This is a genomic window from Streptomyces zingiberis (genome assembly GCF_012034935.1).
Lineage (GTDB): Bacteria > Actinomycetota > Actinomycetes > Streptomycetales > Streptomycetaceae > Streptomyces > Streptomyces zingiberis.
On record NZ_JAATEN010000004.1, the window covers coordinates 214,708 to 229,467 of the forward strand.

Consider the following 14,760-nt stretch of genomic DNA (forward strand, 5'->3'; position numbering starts at 1 on the left):
GCCCTCTCCGTCGACGGTGGGTTTCACGGCGTCACCGGTTGCGGCCCACGCGCGCATGATGTTCGGGACGACAGTGGATGACCGGCCATCCGGGCTCCGTTCCCCGGACCGCGGCAGGCCTGAACGCTCTCCTATGGTGCTGCGGTGAGTGGTGGGTACGGAACCGGGCCCGGGTCACCTGTTAAGGGGACATGACACCTTCCGCAACGGCTGTTTCAATGCCAACAGCCGCCCCGCTGTTCCCACTTCTCCGTGCCGGCCGGTCCGCGGTGCCGCCCGCGTCACCTTCGTCGCCCCCGGCCTCGGCACCGGCCCTCGGCCCGGCCCGGCGCCGTCCGCCCAGGGGGAGGGATCCCCGCCGGGGCGGCCCGGCCGGCGCGTGCGGCGTGCGAAGCGGGCCGTCATCGCGGCCTCGCGCGGCGGAAGGGGCTTCCATGCGCACGCACGTCATCGGTGGCGGCCGGGTCGTGACCCCCGGCACGGTCCTCGACCCCGGCTGGGTCGTCGTGCGGAACGGCGTGATCGACACCGTCGGCGCCGCGCCCCCGGCGGCACCTGCGGAGCCGGTGACGGACCTCTCCGGCTGCTGGCTGGTGCCGGGCTACGTGGACCTGCACTGCCACGGCGGGGGCGGCGCGTCGTACACCGACGGGGAGACGGAACGTCTGGCGACCGCGGTCGCCGCACACCGCCGTCACGGCACGACCACGACTCTGGCCAGCCTGGTCTCCGGTCCCGTCCCGGAGCTGATCGAGCAGATCAGCCGGCTCGCCGAACTCGTGGACGACGGCTTGCTCGCGGGCATCCATCTGGAGGGCCCCTTCCTCTCCGCGGCCCGTTGCGGTGCACACGACGCGGCGGTGCTGCGCCCACCGGACCGCACCTCGGTGGCCCGGCTGCTCGACGCCGGACGGGGCAGCGTCCGCATGGTCACGGTGGCGCCGGAACTGGACGGCGGGATCACGGCGATTCGGCAGCTCACCGACGCGGGAGTGATCGCCGCCATCGGCCACACGGACGCGAACGAGGCGCAGATCCGCGCCGCCGTCGACGCGGGAGCCACGGTGGCGACGCACATGTTCAACCAGATGCGGCCGTTGCACCACCGGGATCCCGGGCCGATCGGCGCACTGCTGGATGACGGCCGTGTCGCCGTTGAGCTGATCTGCGATCTGGTGCTGGTGCACCCGACCATGGTCCGGATAGCCGCCAGGTACGCCGGACCGGAACGCACCGTGCTCGTCACCGATGCGATGGCGGCCGCCGCCTTCGGCGATGGCAGGTTCACGCTCGGCACGCTGCCCGTCACCGTCCACCGCGGGCGGGCCACGGTGGACGGCAGCGGCGCGTTGGCCGCCTCCACCCTGACCATGGAGGCGGCGGTGCGGAACTTCGTTCGCGATTGCCGGATGAGCGTGCCGGCGGCGGTGGCCGCGGCATCGGAGCGTCCGGCGCAACTACTCGGGCAGTCGGGTCGAATAGGCGCGATTCGGGGCGGTGCCGTAGCGGACCTGATCGTGCTCGACGAGAACCTTCGCCTCACCCGCGTCATGCACCACGGCACGTGGATCTGAGACGGCGGGCCCCCTTGCTGCCGATTACCGCGGATTACCGCGGATTACCGCGGATTGCTGTGGATTACTGCGGATCGCTGCGGGCGAAGGCGATGCGGCGGTGCCCGGGGCCGAGCGGCGGCCGGGTGGCTCCGGGACGCCCCGAAGCCTCCCCGCGCCCGCCGGTGAACGGGCGGCGCGTGCGGCACCGTACGCGACCGCGATCACGGCGCACGCCGTAAGGTTGAAGCGTGACGGCGCCTTCGAATGCTCTGGAAGAAGTCACCGCGACTCGCTACGTCACACCCTTGCGGTCCGGTGGCTCGGTCCCCGGTGTCGTCGAGGCCGACGACCTGGGCACCTACGTCGTGAAGTTCACCGGGGCCGCCCAGGGCCGGAAGGCGCTGGTGGCCGAGGTGATCGTGGGGGAGCTCGGCCGCCGGCTGGGGCTGCGGATCCCGCGGCTGGTCCTGGTCCGCTTCGACCCGGCGGTCGCCGTGGACGAGCCCGACGAGGAGATCCAGGATCTGCTCCGGGCCAGCGGCGGGCTCAACCTCGGCGCCGACCTGCTGCCCGGCGCCCGTGACTGGACGGCGGCGGAACCGGCCCCCGATCCGGCGGAGGCCGGCCGGGTGGTGTGGTTCGACGCCCTCACCGCCAACGTCGACCGCACCTGGAACAGCCCCAACCTGATGGCCTGGCACGGCCGTCTGTGGCTGATCGACCACGGCGCCGCCCTCGTCTTCCACCACCGGTGGCCGCAGGCCGGCGCCCAGGTCGCGCGGCACCACCCGCTCACCGGCCACGCCCTGGGCCCGTTCGCGCCCGATGTCGCCGCCGCCGACGCCGAGCTGGCGCCGCTGGTCACCGCGGAAGTGCTGCGGGAGGTCGTGGATCTCGTCCCGGACGCCTGGCTGGCCGGTGAGCCCGGCTTCGCCTCGGTGACCGAACTGCGCGAGGCGTACGTGTCCCACCTCGCCGCCCGGGCCGCGCGCTCCGCCGAGTGGCTGCCGCGGGAGTTCGCCACGCCCGAGCAGCTCCGGGCCGACGAGGCGGGCCGGGCCGCCGTGGTCCGCTCCCGCCGCCCGGCCTGGCTCCGGCACATCCCCGGCTGACGGCCGCCGCCGGGGCCCGCGCGGCCGCCCGCCCGGTTCCCCTCCGCTGCCGGCGTGCTCCCGCGCGGGCCCCGTCGCGGTGATGCGCGCCCCTCCTCCGGTCCACGCGCACCGCGCCGCCCCGGTCCCTCACGCGCGGCCCGCCCCCGTCCCCGCACGGCGCCCGCCCCTCTCCCGCATCCACGCCGCAGGACTGGGCAGTGAGAACGAGGGCGCGTGGTGAGCACGGCGCCCCGCCGAGCCGACCGCGACGGACGGGCCCACGGGCACGCCGGAGGAGAGACCATGCCGCTGACCGACCTGCCGCTGGACCAGTTGCGCGCCTACCGCGCCGAGACGTCCGAACCCGAGGACTTCGACGCCTTCTGGGAGAAGACCCTGGCCGCGGCGCGGGAGGCGGCGGAGGGCAGCGCGGCCGAGTACCGGCCCGCCCCCGGCCCCCGGCTGCACACCGTGGACGTCCTCGACGTGCGGTTCCCCGGCTGGGGCGGGCAGCCGGTGGCCGCCTGGCTGCTGCTCCCGCGTGGCGCCGAGGGCCCGCTGCCCGCCGTGGTGAGCTACATCGGCTACGGCGGCGGGCGCGGGCTGCCCCTCGAACACCTGGTGCACAGCGCCGCCGGGCGCGCCCATCTCGTCGTCGACAGCCGCGGCCAGGGGCACGACACCCCCGACCCCGATCCGGTGCCCGGCACCCAGTACGTCGGCGGGTTCATGACCCGTGGCATCGACGACCCCGCGCACCACTACTACCGGCGGCTGATGACCGACTGCGTGCGCGCCGTCGACGCGGTCCGCGGCCACCCGGCCGTGGACCCGGACCGGGTGGTCGTCGCCGGGGCCAGCCAGGGCGGCGGGCTGGCGCTGGCCGTGGCGGCCCTGGCGGGGGACCACGTCGCCGGTGCCCTGGTGGACGTCCCGTTCCTCTGCCACCACCGGCGCGGTTCCGAACTCGCCGCCTTCGGCCCGTACCCGGAGCTGGCCGACTACCTCGGGCGCCACAAGCGCGTCGACCCCGAGCGCGTCTTCCGCGTGCTGGACTACTTCGACGGCGTCCACTTCGCCCGCCGCGCCACCGCGCCGGCCCTGTTCAGCGTCGCCCTGATGGACCCCGTCTGCCCCCCGTCCACCGTCTACGCGGCGTACAACGCCTACGCGGGCGAGAAGGACATCCGCGTCTGGCACTACGCCGACCACGCGGGCGGCGGCGCCGACCAGACCGCGGCACAGCTCGACTGGCTGACGGCGCGCGGCCACACGCCGGACGGTCACCCGCCGAAGGAGGGGTGACCCGCCCCGGCGGGCGCCGGTGGCCTTGCGCTGCCCGGTCCCTGCGCCGCCGGTCCTCCTGGCGGCGCGGCCCGGGTGGCGCGGGCCCGGCGGTGCACGCGGACGGCGGTGTGCCTCACCCGCCCGGCGGCAGCGGGGCGCCGCGCCCGCGTTCCGCCCGGCACACCTCCGTCACCTGCGGTGATGCGGCAGACGCGGGACGTGCCGCTGCTCCATCGGCGGGACCGGGGGCGGGGCGCCGCCGCGCGCGCTCGACGGCGGGCCGGGCTTGCATGGTGCCGACGGCGTGGAGCCCCAGCGGACCCGGGCCAGGGCCCGCCTCCCCGCCGGAAGGAGACCGCTCATGCGTATCGCCTCCCGCTTCCTGGCCATAACCGCCCTGAGCGCCATAGCCATCGGCGGTGTCACCTCGGCGTCCCGCGCCGAGCACCCGTCCCGGACGAAGATCAGCCCGTACCTCCCCGAGGCCGGGTCCCCGGTGGTCGTCAGTGTGACGAGCCGCTGCGCGGACCGGCGGATGACCGCCGAGTCGCAGGGGCTCAGCCGGGAGATCACGCTCCATCGCGACGGCCGGCACCGCCACGTCGGCAGCGGCACCGTCCGGGAGCACGTCAGACCGGGCCGCAGCTACCCGGTGCGCGCCCGGTGCCGCAGCGGTGACGAGCCGGTGACCGGCCACTTCACCGTGGGACACCACACCTGGCGCGGGGTCCGCGCCGGGGCGGGCGGGGCCGGTGCGGGCGGCCCGGACGCGGGCACGGTCGCGGCCGGCACGGCGGTGATGGGGCTGGTGGCGGGGGGATCCGTGATGGCGCTGCGCCGGCGAAGCGGACGGGCCTGAGCCGGGCCGCCGCGCGGGCCCTACGGCCGGCCCGGCGCTCCGGTCTCCGGGCCGAACGGAACCCGAACGCGGCCGGAGCGCCCGCCGGGTTCCGCCGCGGTCCGCGTGGCGGGTGGCCCGGTCTCCCGGAGCCTCCGGGCCCGGCGGCCCGGTCGCCCCGCCGCGGCGGCCGGCCTCCCCTCGGGCGCCACCGTCCGGCGCCGCGACGGCCGGCGACTCCGCCATGGCGGCGCCGGACGGACCGCCGGAGGACGGCCGGTCCGGGCGGGCCCGCCCGCGGCCCACCCATCCCACCACCGCACATCCCCGCACACCCAGCTCCCCACGTACCCCGCACACCCCACGAGGCAGGAGGAGGAGTCCATGGCACGGGCAGGCGTTTCCGGCGCGGTGAGCCGGCCGGCCGGTGAGGTGACGGAGGGGGGCGGCCCCCGCCTGACCTCCCGGCTGCTGCGCGGGGGCGCCGCCGGGATAGCGGGCGTGCTCCTCACGGCGAGCCCCACCTGGGGGGCGGGCGTGGAGGCCGGCCACCGTGACCTCACCGGCCGTGACACCTGCGGGGTGAGCGCCCCGGTCCACGGCGGTCCGTACCACGGTGCCCCGGCCCGGGCCGCCGGGCCGGGGACGGACCGGGGCGGCCCGGCTCACGGAGGAGGGGACGACCGGGGGAGCCCGGCGCGGGAGCCGGCCCATCGCGAGCCCGGCGGGGGCACGCCCGGGGCGGGCGGTGAGGCGTGGGCCCCGGAGTCGTCCCACCCGGTGGCCGGAGCCCCGGTGTCGGCCGCGTACGGCGTTCCCGGCGGCTGGATCGCGGGCCACCACACGGGCATCGACTTCGCGGTTCCCGTGGGCACCCCGGTGCGCTCGGCCGGGCGGGGCACGGTGGTGACGGCGGGCTGGGCCGGGTCCTACGGTCTGCTGGTGACGGTGCGGACACCGGAGGGGCGGTACCTGCTCTACGCCCATCTCGCCGGCGTCTCCGTCGGGCCCGGCCATCGGACGGCGCCCGGTGAACTCCTCGGCCACTCCGGCAACACCGGCCGGTCGAGCGGCCCGCACCTCCATTTCGAGGTGCGGCAGGACACGGAGTACGGATCCGACATCGACCCCCGGTCGTATCTGGCCTCCCAGGGCGTACGGCTCTGACCTGCCCGGCGGTGCGCGCGCCCGCCGTCCGCCGTCCGGCGCGTACCGGCGCCGGACGGCGGACGGGCAGGCGGGGAGAGCGCCCCGCTCAGTCGAGCGACGCGCTCAGCGTGATCGTGGTGCCGGCCAGCGCCTGGCTCACCGGGCAGTTGGCCTTGGCGTCCTCGGCGGCCGCCGTGAACGCCTCACCGTCCAGGCCCGGCACCTCGCCGCGCACCGTCAGATGGATGCCGGTGATGCCCGTGCCGGGCTGGAAGGTCACCTCGGCGTGGGTGGTCAGCCGGGTCGGCGGGGTGCCGGCCTTCGCCAGCCCGTTCGACAGGGCCATCGAGAAGCAACTGGAGTGTGCGGCGGCGATCAGCTCCTCCGGGCTGGTGCGGCCCGCCGGCTCCTCGGCGCGGGAGGCCCAGGTCACCGGGTACTCTCCGGCGCCGGAGGAGTCGAGGGTGACGCTGCCCCGGCCCTCCAGCAGATTGCCTTCCCAGACCGTGTGCGCGGTACGTGTGGTGGCCACGTGGTCTCATCCCTCCTGTGTGGCTGCCCCCGGGTGGGTGCGTGTCCCCCGATGGTCGGCCGCCGAACGGCTGTTCCGCCCACGACGCGCCGGAGGCGCCCCGTCCCGGCGGGAACGCGCCGGGGACATAGCGGGGCGGGCCCGGACGGTCCGGATGGCCCGGCCACCCGGTCGTGGTCCCGCGGCGCGGGGGCGTGACCGGTCCGGTGGCGCCGAACGTGACGCGGTCCGGGCGTCCGCCGATGGCGCGGGGGCCGGGGGAGTGCCCGCGTGGTGGGGACGGCACGGAAGCGGGGGCGCCGGGCGGGAGGAGAGGCGGAGAGGGCGCCCGTGGTCCAGGGGCCGGCACCGGATCGCGGCCGCCCGGCGTCCTGTCGGCGGGCGGGGACTCAGGCCGGGGTGATGGCGTGCAGGGGGAAGCTGGCGCGCACGGTCTTGCCGGCGGAACTCCGCAGGACCTCCAGGTCGCCGGAGAGCCGGCGGACCATGATCAGGCCGAGGCCGCCGCCGCCGCTCAGATCCGACTCGCCCCGCTCGGACGGCGGGACGTCGCTGGTGTCCTCGACGTCGATCACGAGCCGGTCGTCGTGGGTGCGCAGCGTGAGCCGCCACCATCCCGCCGTGTGCCGCTGCGCGTTGGCGACCAACTCCGAGACGACGAGCACCACAGCGTCGGCGTCGACCCGGGACGCCATGGCTGCGACGTACTCCGCGGCCGCGTGCCGGGCGTCAGCGGTGCTGGCCCCGCTGGAATCCACCACGACCATGCGGCTGCACCTCCTCCTCACGTTCATTACATCCCTCTTGCCCCGCGACCACGCAATCATGGGACGAGGTCGTGCGGTGGATGCGTGGATTGTGTGGATAAGCCTCACCATCCGGGCACCCCGGGAGACCCGCCACCGTGAGGGACGGGCCCACCCCACAGCGGGTTCCGCCATCCGAGTGGGCCCCCGCCGGGCGCGGCGTGCGCACCGCGCTCGGGGCGCGCCGTACCCAGCCTGCGGAGGTCACCGTATCGCGGCGGTCCGGCGCGTGGCCCGTCCCGTCCTGTTCCGGCACTTCCGGAGGGCTCTGCCCCCCGGTGCCGGAGTTCTCCGCGCCGCCCCCGCTGTGGGGGCCGCGCCGTGGGACGGGCCTTCCCGCCGTTCCGCCACCGTCCGGCCGCGGTGGGTGACCGTCCTCGGCCTCCCGCGCGGCTGCTCCACCACCTTTCCGCCGCACGGGGGCGGAAACGCCCCCGTGAACCCGGGGCCGGGGGGAGGGGAAGGGGGAGGGGGCCGTCCCGGCGGCGCCGGGACGCCCCCGTCCGGCCTTCCCCGCCGTGCGCCGCCTCGGGGCCCGGCCGCGGGTGCCCGGCCCCCGGGCGAGGGGGCGAGCCGCCCCGGCGGGGAGCCGCCCGCCGGCCGCCACCGGCCCCCGGGAACCGTGCTCCCCGGGTGGCGGAGCGCCGTACCCCGCGCTCCCCGAGCCGCCCCGCGGCACCGCGCGTCACCGGGGGTTCGCGGGGTATGCGAGCGGCCAGTCGAGAGCAGGAGTGTGGGTCCACCCATGAGTACCGAGACCGCTGAGCGAACCGGTGAGGAACCGAGAGATCAGCAGGCGCAGCCGTGCGACGGACAGGACGAACAGGACCGGAAGACCCGGTTCACCGTGCTGGTCGCGCTGGGTGCCAACCTCGTCATCGCGCTGGCCAAGGCCGTGGGCGGGCTGTTCGCCGCCTCCCCCGCGCTGCTTTCCGAGGCCGCCCACTCGGTGGCGGACAGCCTCAACGAGATCTTCCTGCTGGCGTCCCTGCGGCGCTGCAAGAAGGAGCCCGACGCCGAGCACCCCTTCGGCTACGGCAAGGAGCGCTTCTTCTGGTCGCTGCTGGCCGCCGTCGGCATCTTCGTGATGGGTGGCTGCTTCTCCTTCTACCAGGGCATCACCGCTCTGACCTCCGGCGGTTCGGAGAGCCACGACGGCTATGTCGCCGGGCTCGTCGTCCTCGGCGTCGCGCTGATCGCGGAGGGCGTCTCCCTCGTCCGGGCACTGCACCAGCTCCACGGCCAGGCCCGCGACAACGGGCGCGGCATGCTCGGCCAGCTCCGGGCGGGCACCGACCCGGCGCTGCGCACCGTGCTGGCCGAGGACGGCACGGCCGTGCTGGGTGTCTCCCTGGCGATCGTCGGCATGTCCCTCCACATGGTCACCGGGGAGGTCGCCTACGAGGCGTGGGCGTCCCTGCTCATCAGCGTGCTCCTCGTCTACGTGGCCTACCGGCTGGGCAAGGAGAACCGCGGTCAGCTCATCGGTGAGGCCGCGGACCCGAAGCTGCGCCAGGAGATCCACGAGTTCCTCGGTGAGCAGCCGGAGATCGACACCGTCACCGCGGTGCTCACCATGCGGCTGGGCATGGACTCCACCCTGGTCGCGGCGCGCGTGGACCTGATCGGCGGACTCGACAGCGAGGAGGTCGAGGAGGTCTCCGAGCGGATCAAGACCGGAATGACGAGCGCCTGGCCCGCGGTGGACCAGATCTTCCTCGACATCACCGACGCCTCCGCGGAGGACCGCGCCCGGGCCCGCCGCGAGCGCCGCGAACTCGACGAGACGGTGGAGGCGGTCGCCGAGCGGACCGGCTGATCCATCCGCCGATCCACCCGCACGGGGGTGGCGGACGCGCGAGGATCGGGTACGAGGGAACGGCGGGCCGGACCGGCGGCCCGGCCCGCCGTTCCCCGTCCCCACGATCGTTCCCGTACCGCTGACCCGGGAGGCGACAGCATGGCCAAGGGCCGGACAGGGCACCTCTCCGACGAGGACCTCGCCACGGTGGACCGTTACTGGCGGGCCGCGAACTACCTCGCGGCCGGCCAGATCTATCTGCTGGACAACCCGCTGCCCGGCGGTGAGCTCACCGCCGCGCACATCAAACCCCGGCTGCTGGGCCACTGGGGCACCACCCCCGGGCTCAACCTCGTCTACGCCCACCTCAACCGCGTGATCAAGGCCCGGGACCAGGACGCCATCCACATCACCGGCCCCGGCCACGGCGGCCCCGCCACCCTCGCCTGCTGCTGGCTGGACGGCAGCTACTCCGAGATCTACCCGGACGTCTCCCGGGACGGCGAGGGCATGGCCCGGCTGTTCCGCCAGTTCTCCTTCCCCGGCGGCGTGCCCAGCCACGTCGCCCCGGAGACCCCCGGCTCCCTCCACGAGGGTGGCGAGCTGGGCTACGCGCTCGCCCACGCCTACGGGGCGGCGTTCGACAACCCGGACCTGCTCGTCGCCGCGATCGTCGGCGACGGTGAGGCCGAGACGGGGCCGCTGGCCACCGGCTGGCACGGCAACAAGTTCCTCGACCCCGTGCACGACGGCGCCGTCCTGCCCATCCTCCACCTCAACGGCTACAAGATCGCCAACCCGACGGTCCTGGCCCGGCTGCCCCGCGCGGAACTCGACCACCTGCTCCGCGGCTACGGACACGAGCCGGTGTACGTCGAGGGCCACGAGCCGGCCGCCGTCCACCACGCCCTGGCCGCCGCCCTCGACCACTGCCTGGACCGCGTCGCGGAGATCCACCGGGCCGCCCGGGAGGACGGGGAGACCGCCCGTCCCCGCTGGCCGATGATCGTCCTGCGCACCCCCAAGGGCTGGACGGGGCCGTCCACCGTCGACGGGGTACCGGTGGAGAACACCTGGCGCGCCCACCAGGTGCCGCTCTCCGGTGTCCGGGAGAACCCCGGGCACCTGCGGCAGCTGGAGGCGTGGCTGCGCTCCTACCGGCCCGGGGAACTCTTCGACGAGCGGGGCCGGCCCCGCCCCGAGGTGCTCCGCCACGTCCCGGCCGGTGACCGCCGGCTCGGCTCCAGCCCGCACGCCAACGGCGGCCGGCTGCTGCGCGCCCTGCCCGTCCCGCCGATCCGCGACTACGCGGTGGAGGTCGGCGAGCCGGGCGTCACCCTCCATGAACCGACCCGGGTCCTCGGCGGCCTGCTGCGGGATCTGATGGCCCGCACCGCCGGCCGCCGCGACTTCCGCCTCTTCGGACCGGACGAGACGGCCTCCAACCGCCTCCAGGACGTCCTGGAGGTCACCGGAAAGGGCTGGCAGGAGGAAGTCCTCCCCACCGACGAGCACCTCACCCGCGACGGGCGCGTCGTGGAGATGCTCTCCGAGCACAACTGCCAGGGCTGGCTGGAGGGCTATCTGCTCACCGGCCGGCACGGCCTGTTCGCCAGTTACGAGGCGTTCATCCACATCGTCACGTCCATGGCCAACCAGCACGCCAAGTGGTTGCAGGTCTCCCGGCGGCTGCCGTGGCGGATGCCGGTCTCCTCGCTGAACTACCTGCTGACCTCCCACGTCTGGCGCCAGGACCACAACGGCTTCTCCCACCAGGACCCCGGTTTCGTCGACCACATGGTCAACAAGGACCCGCGGACCATCCGGGTCTACCTGCCCGCGGACGCCAACACCCTGCTCGCCGTGGCGGACCGGACGCTGGACAGCCGGGATCTGATCAACATCGTGGTGGCCGGCAAGCAGCCCTGTTTCGACTGGCTCTCCCTCGACGACGCCGTGCACCACGTGGAGCGCGGCATCAGCGTCTGGGACTGGGCGTCCAGCGACACCGGGCGGGAGCCGGACGTGGTGCTGGCCGCCGCCGGGGACGTCCCCACCCAGGAGGTGCTGGCCGCGGCCGCGCTGCTCCGCGAGCACCTGCCGGAGCTGGCCGTCCGGGTGGTCAACGTCGTGAACCTGATGCGGCTGCTGCCCGGCACGGAACATCCCAGCGGGCTGAACGACCACGGGTTCGACGCCGTATTCACCGCCGACAAGCCCGTCATCTTCGCCTACCACGGCTACCCGTGGCTGATCCACCGGCTCACCTACCGGCGGCGCGGCCACGACGACATCCACGTCCGGGGCTACAAGGAACAGGGGACCACCACCACACCGTTCGACATGGTCGTCCTGAACGACATGGACCGCTACCGGCTGGTGATGGACGTCATCGACCGGGTGCCCGGACTGGCACTCCGGGCGATCGGGGTCCGCCAGCTGATGAAGGACCGGCGCAACGAGCACCGGGCGTACATCCGCGAGCACGGCGAGGACATGCCCGAGGTCCGGGACTGGACCTGGGGCTAGCGGCTACCCGGGGGCGGGTGGCCGCACGGCACGGCGCCGGAACCGGCGCGGCCACCGCAGCACAGGAAGCGAGCGGGACCACCCGCCACCGAGGGAGTCACACACATGGCAGACACCGGGAAGAAGGCGCAGATCGGGGTCACGGGGCTGGCCGTGATGGGCCGCAACCTGGCCCGCAACTTCGCCCGCCACGGCTACACCGTGGCCCTGCACAACCGCACCCCGACCCGCACCCACGCCCTGGTCGAGGAATTCGGCCGCGAGGGCACCTTCCTCCCGTCCGACGACCCGGCCGCCTTCGTCGCCTCGCTGGAGCGGCCCCGCCGCCTGGTGATCATGGTGAAGGCGGGGATGTCCACCGACGCCGTGATCGAGGAGTTCGCGGGGCTGCTGGAGCCCGGAGACATGATCATCGACGGGGGCAACGCCCACTTCGAGGACACCCGCCGCCGGGAGGCGGCGCTGCGCGAACGCGGCCTCCACTTCGTCGGCACCGGCGTCTCCGGTGGTGAGGAGGGCGCCCTCAACGGGCCGAGCATCATGCCCGGCGGTTCCGCCGAGGCCTACGCGGCGGTCGGGCCGATGCTGGAGGACATCGCCGCGAAGGCAGCCGACGGCACCCCCTGCTGTGTCCACGTCGGGCCCGACGGCGCCGGCCACTTCGTGAAGATGGTGCACAACGGCATCGAGTACGCCGACATGCAGCTCATCGCGGAGGCGTACGACCTGCTCCGGCACGTGGCGGGCTACCGCCCCGCCGAGATCGCCGAGATCTTCCGCACCTGGAACACCGGCCGCCTCGACTCGTATCTCATCGAGATCACCTCCGAGGTCCTGGCCCACTCCGACGCCGCGACCGGGCTCCCCTTCGTCGACGTGGTCGCCGACAGCGCGGGCCAGAAGGGCACCGGCCGCTGGACCGTGCAGACCGCGCTCGACCTGGGGGTCCCCGTCTCCGGCATCGCCGAGGCCGTCTTCGCGCGCTCCGTCTCCGGCCACACCGGCCTGCGCCAGGCGGCCCGCGGCCTGCCCGGGCCGGAGCGGGCCCCGCTCTCCCCGCAGGACGCCCGTCACTTCGCCGACCAGGTGGAACAGGCGCTCTACGCCTCCAAGGTGGTCTCCTACGCCCAGGGCTGGAACATGATCGACGCGGCCGGCGCGGAGTACGGCTGGTCCATCGACCTGGGCGCCGTGGCCGCGATCTGGCGCGGCGGCTGCATCATCCGGGCGGCGTTCCTGGACCGGATCCGCGCCGCCTTCGACGCCGACCCGAAGCTCCCCACGCTCCTGGCCGACCGGGAGTTCGCGGCCGAGGTGGGCGCGGCGCAGCGGGACTGGCGCACCGTGGTCGCCACGGCCGTGACCCACGGGGTGCCGGCCCCCGGTTTCGCCGCGGCGCTCTCCTACTACGACGCCCTGCGGGCCGAGCGGCTCCCCGCCGCGCTCACCCAGGGCCAGCGGGACTACTTCGGCGCGCACACCTACCGGCGCGCGGACCGCGAGGGGAGCTTCCACACCCTCTGGGGCGGCGACCGCACCGAAACGGCGGGCTGAGCCCGGCGGACGCCGCGCGGTGACGGGGGCCCGGGGTCACCGGGCCCGCGGTGACGGGGGCCCGGGCCCACAGCGGGCCCACAGCGGGCCCGCTGTCACCGCGCGGCCGGGTGGCCCTGACCTCTGAGCTGATCATCACACTTTCGAGGGAGACCTGGGGAGCGCCGGGAGCGCCGCCCCCGCCCCCGGACGCCCGCAGGCCAGCCTGGCCGCAGGCCCCGTCCGGAAAGGACCCCTCATGCGCTGGTCTCGCACCTCCGGAGGACCGCCCCTCGCCGTCGACCTCGGCACCTCCCGCATCCGCATCCGCGGCCCGCGGGACGGCCACCGCTACGACGGCGCGTCCGTCATCGCCGTGGCCACCGGGACCCGGCGGGTGGTGGCCGTCGGCGACCAGGCGAGCCGCGTCCTGGGCCGGACCCCGCCGGACATCGAGGCGGTGGTGCCGCTGAGCCGCGGGGTGGTCACCGACTTCGACGCGGCGACTCTGCTCCTCCGCCACGCGCTCGACGGCGCCCGGCCGGCCCGGCGCGGGCTGCTGCCCCCCGGGGCCCTGATCGGCGTGCCCGCCTCGGCCACCGAGCTCCAGCGGCTCGCCGCCGAGGAGGTGATGCTCCAGGCAGGGGTGCGCTGGGTCCGGCAGCTCCCGAAGGGCCTGCTCGCGGCCCTCGGCGCCGGGATGCCGCTGTGGGACTGCGGCGGCACCATGATCGTCGACATCGGCGCCGGGACGACGGAGATCTGCGCCTTCGCCTTCGGGACCCTGGTCGCCGCCGAGTCCTCGCCGGTGGCGGGGGACGCCGTGACCTCCGCCCTCGTCACCCACCTCCAGCGCACCCATGCCCTGGCGCTGAGCACCAGCGCCGCCGAGGCGGTGAAGACCGGGCTGGGCCGGGTCGCCGAGAGCGCCCCGGACACCCGGCTCCCGGTCCGTGGCCGGGACCGCGTCACGGACCTGCCCCGGACGGTCTCCGTCGCCGCGGGCGAACTGCGGGACCTCATCGAGCCGGAACTGCGGCGGATCGCCCGGCTCGTCGGGACCGCCATCGGGAACTGCCCGGGCGGGGTCGCGGACGACATCGTCGAACGCGGCCTGGTGATCACCGGGGGCGGCGCGCTCTTCGACGGCTTCGCCGACCGGCTCGGGCAGGCCGTCGGCATGTCCGTCCAGCTGGCGGAGTCGCCGCGGCAGTCGGTCATCGAAGGGGCCGTGCGCTGGATCGAGGACGTGGATCCGGCGGCCCGCCGGCAGATGGTGGTCCCGCTGTGAGGGCCGGCCCGCCGCGTCACCGGGAGCCGTCACCGGGATCCACGCGCGGAGAGCCACGGGTCCCGTCGCGGTGTCCGGGCACGAGGGCCGGCATCGAGCGGCCAATCTGCACAAAAGGGATATCCGGCCGTGGGGTGACATGGCTCACGGAATGCGGACCGGAAAGGTGACGTATTCCACTGCGATTCCCGTGAAATCGCCAGGGGTATGGCCCTCTGCTGTTCCGGTGTTCCCCAGGGTGAGAATTTCCTTCGCCCTGTGCGGGCGCCCGGCAGCACACGGTTACCGCGACCGCGAAGATACCGCCGGTAAACGACGGCCTGTCCGTCTTCTCCTTGCCTCGG

The 14,760-nt window shown here is 75.0% G+C and carries 11 protein-coding genes; 9 read left to right on the top strand and 2 right to left on the bottom strand.

Annotated elements, in window-relative coordinates; translation table 11 throughout:
- Positions 1–434: 434 nt before the first annotated feature.
- From nagA to HCK00_RS06950, 5 genes are all read left to right on the top strand, one after another.
- Entirely contained in the window at positions 435–1,574 is a 1,140-nt protein-coding gene (gene nagA / locus HCK00_RS06930) for an N-acetylglucosamine-6-phosphate deacetylase (RefSeq protein WP_168100884.1), read from the top strand.
- Between the two features lie 230 nt (positions 1,575–1,804).
- On the top strand, positions 1,805–2,668 hold the full coding sequence (locus HCK00_RS06935) for a HipA family kinase (RefSeq protein WP_311765184.1): 864 nt from the start codon (positions 1,805–1,807) through the stop codon (positions 2,666–2,668).
- A 285-nt stretch (positions 2,669–2,953) separates the two neighbouring features.
- Positions 2,954–3,955, top strand: coding sequence for an acetylxylan esterase (locus HCK00_RS06940; protein WP_168100885.1), 1,002 nt, complete (start codon positions 2,954–2,956; stop codon positions 3,953–3,955).
- Positions 3,956–4,298: 343 nt separating this feature from the next.
- Complete coding sequence (locus HCK00_RS06945) at positions 4,299–4,796, top strand: hypothetical protein (RefSeq protein WP_168100886.1); 498 nt, start codon at positions 4,299–4,301, stop codon at positions 4,794–4,796.
- A gap of 363 nt (positions 4,797–5,159) precedes the next feature.
- Entirely contained in the window at positions 5,160–5,942 is a 783-nt protein-coding gene (locus HCK00_RS06950; protein WP_168100887.1) for a M23 family metallopeptidase, read from the top strand.
- A gap of 88 nt (positions 5,943–6,030) precedes the next feature.
- On the opposite strand, the gene HCK00_RS06955 is transcribed toward HCK00_RS06950, so the two are convergent.
- Both HCK00_RS06955 and HCK00_RS06960 read right to left on the bottom strand, forming a co-directional pair.
- Entirely contained in the window at positions 6,031–6,456 is a 426-nt protein-coding gene (locus HCK00_RS06955) for an OsmC family protein (RefSeq protein WP_168100888.1), read from the bottom strand.
- 389 nt (positions 6,457–6,845) lie between these two features.
- Complete coding sequence (locus tag HCK00_RS06960; RefSeq protein WP_168100889.1) at positions 6,846–7,223, bottom strand: ATP-binding protein; 378 nt, start codon at positions 7,221–7,223, stop codon at positions 6,846–6,848.
- A 784-nt stretch (positions 7,224–8,007) separates the two neighbouring features.
- Here HCK00_RS06960 and HCK00_RS06965 point away from each other — a divergent pair.
- The 4 genes from HCK00_RS06965 to HCK00_RS06980 all read left to right on the top strand — a co-directional run bounded on the left by HCK00_RS06965 (position 8,008) and on the right by HCK00_RS06980 (position 14,416).
- Positions 8,008–9,081, top strand: coding sequence for a cation diffusion facilitator family transporter (locus HCK00_RS06965; RefSeq protein WP_168100890.1), 1,074 nt, complete (start codon positions 8,008–8,010; stop codon positions 9,079–9,081).
- A 141-nt stretch (positions 9,082–9,222) separates the two neighbouring features.
- Complete coding sequence (locus tag HCK00_RS06970) at positions 9,223–11,592, top strand: phosphoketolase family protein (RefSeq protein WP_168100891.1); 2,370 nt, start codon at positions 9,223–9,225, stop codon at positions 11,590–11,592.
- Between the two features lie 105 nt (positions 11,593–11,697).
- The gene (gnd, locus tag HCK00_RS06975) at positions 11,698–13,146 is read left to right on the top strand and encodes an NADP-dependent phosphogluconate dehydrogenase (RefSeq protein ID WP_168100892.1); all 1,449 of its coding nucleotides are present in this window, start codon (positions 11,698–11,700) and stop codon (positions 13,144–13,146) included.
- 238 nt (positions 13,147–13,384) lie between these two features.
- Positions 13,385–14,416, top strand: a complete 1,032-nt coding sequence (locus HCK00_RS06980; RefSeq protein WP_168100893.1) for a rod shape-determining protein — start codon at positions 13,385–13,387, stop codon at positions 14,414–14,416.
- Positions 14,417–14,760 lie beyond the last annotated feature (344 nt).

What these genes read in the sequence shown, in the direction of transcription:
- HCK00_RS06950 (WP_168100887.1), top strand. Translation starts at nt 5,160, where the DNA reads ATGGCACGGGCAGGCGTTTCCGGCGCGGTGAGCCGGCCGGCCGGTGAG.
- nagA (WP_168100884.1), top strand. Translation starts at nt 435, where the DNA reads ATGCGCACGCACGTCATCGGTGGCGGCCGGGTCGTGACCCCCGGCACG.
- HCK00_RS06945 (WP_168100886.1), top strand. Translation starts at nt 4,299, where the DNA reads ATGCGTATCGCCTCCCGCTTCCTGGCCATAACCGCCCTGAGCGCCATA.
- HCK00_RS06965 (WP_168100890.1), top strand. Translation starts at nt 8,008, where the DNA reads ATGAGTACCGAGACCGCTGAGCGAACCGGTGAGGAACCGAGAGATCAG.
- HCK00_RS06960 (WP_168100889.1), bottom strand. Translation starts at nt 7,223, where the DNA reads ATGGTCGTGGTGGATTCCAGCGGGGCCAGCACCGCTGACGCCCGGCAC.
- gnd (WP_168100892.1), top strand. Translation starts at nt 11,698, where the DNA reads ATGGCAGACACCGGGAAGAAGGCGCAGATCGGGGTCACGGGGCTGGCC.
- HCK00_RS06970 (WP_168100891.1), top strand. Translation starts at nt 9,223, where the DNA reads ATGGCCAAGGGCCGGACAGGGCACCTCTCCGACGAGGACCTCGCCACG.
- HCK00_RS06980 (WP_168100893.1), top strand. Translation starts at nt 13,385, where the DNA reads ATGCGCTGGTCTCGCACCTCCGGAGGACCGCCCCTCGCCGTCGACCTC.
- HCK00_RS06940 (WP_168100885.1), top strand. Translation starts at nt 2,954, where the DNA reads ATGCCGCTGACCGACCTGCCGCTGGACCAGTTGCGCGCCTACCGCGCC.